This is a genomic window from bacterium (genome assembly GCA_018814885.1).
GTDB lineage: Bacteria > Krumholzibacteriota > Krumholzibacteriia > LZORAL124-64-63 > LZORAL124-64-63 > JAHIYU01.
This window is the reverse complement of sequence record JAHIYU010000089.1, coordinates 1-2,980: the sequence shown is the minus strand read 5'-3', so window position 1 is coordinate 2,980 and position 2,980 is coordinate 1. Positions and strand designations below refer to the sequence as shown.

3 protein-coding genes are annotated in these 2,980 nt (G+C 70.8%); 1 reads left to right on the top strand and 2 read right to left on the bottom strand.

Features of this window, described 5'->3' with window-relative positions; translation table 11 throughout:
* A partial coding sequence (locus KJ554_05580) for an RNA methyltransferase (GenBank protein MBU0741808.1) occupies positions 1-405 on the top strand: 405 nt, incomplete at its 5' end.
* A 6-nt stretch (positions 406-411) separates the two neighbouring features.
* Here KJ554_05580 and KJ554_05575 read toward each other — a convergent pair.
* Complete coding sequence (locus tag KJ554_05575) at positions 412-1,626, bottom strand: hypothetical protein (protein MBU0741807.1); 1,215 nt, start codon at positions 1,624-1,626, stop codon at positions 412-414.
* 3 nt (positions 1,627-1,629) lie between these two features.
* Positions 1,630-2,980 (bottom strand): hypothetical protein (locus KJ554_05570; GenBank protein MBU0741806.1); only part of this gene is annotated, 1,351 nt, incomplete at its 5' end.

The window sequence follows — 2,980 nt, the reverse complement described above, 5'->3', positions numbered from 1 at the left end:
GCGGTCGCGCGCTCGGCGAGCGGCGCAGGCGTCGACGCGGTGCTGGCCTGCGGCACCGGCGCCGATCCCTGGAACCCCAACGCCCTGCGCGCGTCCACCGGTGCCGTCTTCAGCGTGCCGGTGGCGACAGCGCCCGCCGGGGAGATCGTGGCCGCCCTGCGCGAGCGGTCGGTCCGCTTGCTGGCGGCCGCCCCCGACGCCCGCGACATCTACACGGACCTGGACCTGACAGGTCCGGTGGCCTTCCTGCTGGGCGCGGAGAACCGGGGTCTCACGGCGGAGATGCGGGCCGCCGCCGACGGCGCCTGCCGCATCCCCATGAACGGCGCCGCCGACTCGCTCAACGTGAGCGTGTCGGCGGCGATTCTCGTCTACGAAGCGCGCAGACAGCGGGACGGGACCTGATCCGGATCATTCCACGATCCTGTAGCAGACCACTTCGACGGGGGCGGCTTCCTCGTCCGTCTCCTCGCCGCTGCCGCCGAACAGGCCCGCCATCGAGTCCAGGAGCCCATGCACCACCAGCAGGCGTTCTCGGCCGGCGAAGATGATGCCGTCCTTCATGCCGTTGCCCGGACAGCTCACACGTTCCTGCCGCAGGAAGTGGCCGTCGGGCGAGAAGACGTCGTAGACGGCGAGCACGCCGTCGGGCTGGCCGCGCACGCCGCGCATGGGCTGCACCCAGATGTTGCCGTCCGGATGCACGAAGAGGGTGTTGACGGGCGACTCGTAATCCGCGTACTCGGTCTCCACCGGGAAGGGGAACTGGCGTTTCATGCCCTCCAGCATGTTCCGCATCACCTGGTATCCCTCTTCGTCGCGCTTGAGCGGCTCGTGCTCCCGCGTCACGACGCTCCGGAGGGTCCCGTCGGCGGCGTAGATCCTGAACTCGTAGGCGTCGGGGTCGGCCGCCGTGATCACGCTGCCGTCAGCGGCCACGTCCCAGCGGCCGAAGAGCACCAGGTACTGCTCCCGCTCGCGCAGCACGAAGTTCCTGAAGTCCCAGTTCACGTCGTAGGCCACGTAGCGCGCGGTCTCGTTCCCCGCGACGTCGTAGCCGGCGATGAACATGTGGCGGATCTGTCCGCCCTGGGTGATCTCCACGTCGACGCCGCCCATCACCAGGTTGCCGCCGCCGCCCTCGGCCTCCACCACGGCGATGATCGCGCCCTCCTCGCCCTGCTGCTGGAAGACGCCCGCCGGCGTGTCGTCCAGGGTGACCTGGATGATCTTGCCGGGAAAGGACTGCACGAGCCCGAGGGACCCGTCGGGCATCCAGAGCATGTCGAAGGGTTGGCGCACCTCGCCGGGCCCGTCGCCCTCGCGGCTCAAGGTCTTCACGAACTCGCCGTCGGCAGCGAAGACCTGCACCTCCGAGAGCTGGCTGTCCAGCAGGTAGACGTTGCCGTCGCCGTCGACGAGGGCCTGGACGATCACGCCGAAGATGATGTCGTCGTCCGCGCCGCCCCGGCGCCAGAGCTCCTCCAGCTTCAGGTCGTGCACGCCGTCGCTGGGCTGGGCGCCGTTGCGCACGTGCGTCACGCCTTCGACCGTCGTCACGTCGCCAGCGGCGGCGACGCCGGCCAGCAGCGCCAGGATCAGAAACACGCAAGTCATCTGTCGCATGGGCTAGTCTCCCTTGCCGAGGTTGTTCCACATACAGGTATCGGGCGCCACGGGCGATTCCACCCTCCCGAAGGCCGGCGCCGCGACCGCGAAGGCCGCCGCGCCCACCAGCAGCACCGCGATCCACACGCCGGCGACGCCGCCCGGCACCGCCCGCACGATCCTCATCATCACGTCCACGCCGGCCGCCTCGAGCACCCAGGGCCGGGCCAGCCGGGCCAGCGCCAGGACATGCGGGACGATGTGCAACAGCAGCAGCACGCCCAGCAGGATCCACATGCGCACCGCGCGCCGCGTCTTCGAGACGCCGGCCCGCACGCCCGGCGCATAGAACGCGATCCCGACGTACAGCATGACGGACACCAGGGCCATCGTCACCGGCAGGAACGGTCCCGTGGACGAGGCCCCGCGCACCCAGCCGGCGTGGGGCAGCTCCAGGAACGCGTCCTGGAGACGGACCTTGCCCTCGGGATCCGTCCACAGATATCGCTCGGCGATCTCCTCGTGCGTCAGCGGCGTGCCGTAGGACGCGCGCGCCGCCCGCCAGATCTGCCAGGCCACATACGCGCGCGAGGCGCCCACAGGAGTCGTGTACGGTTTGTAGATGACGGGGGTTGCACCCTCGATGACGGGGATGGTCATGGCCGGATGGGATTCCCCCCAGGGCGCCACGGCCGGCGGCGCCTCGCCGTCCCAGGCCATGCGCCACATGAACTGCGGCACGCGCAGTCCGTAGTTCTCGTCCTCCTCCACGTAGACGATCCGCGGCAGCTCGAAATCCCGCGCACCCATCCACAGCACGCCGCCCAGATAGCCCGCCGTGATGATCAGCAGCGGCGGCAGGGTCAACAGCAGCAGCAGGCGGCTGCGCCCCAGGGGCAGGGCGTCGACGGTGCGCAGGTTGGCCAGCACAGGCGCCACGAAGGCCAGGGCCATGTAGGCGGTCATGGGCAGATAGGCGAAGCGCAGGTCGCTGTCGGGCGCCAGCCGCTGCAGCAGCCCCGACAGCAATGCCCCGAAGAGCAGCAGGAACGGCGTGGACAGGATCAACAGCGCCGGTCCCTTGGGGGCGGAGCGCACGATCATCAGGTAGATCAGCCAGGCCGCCCGCGGCCCGCGCGCGGGGCGGGCCCTGGCCGCCGTCTCGGACGTCCGGGCGACGGCGCTCCCGGTCGTCGCCAGGGGCGAAAGGACGTATCCGGCCGGGATCCTGCGCCGCGCGGACACGGCCAGCAGCACAGCGCCGCCGAGCAGGAGCGGCACCAGCAGCAGCGGCAGACCCCGCAGCAGGATCATGGGCGCCAGCAACGACAGCAGCCCGGCCAGCACGAGCAGGGCCTGGCCGGGCCCGCCG

Coding starts and splice junctions, on each gene's coding strand:
- KJ554_05575 (MBU0741807.1), bottom strand. CDS start 1,626: ATGCGACAGATGACTTGCGTGTTTCTGATCCTGGCGCTGCTGGCCGGC.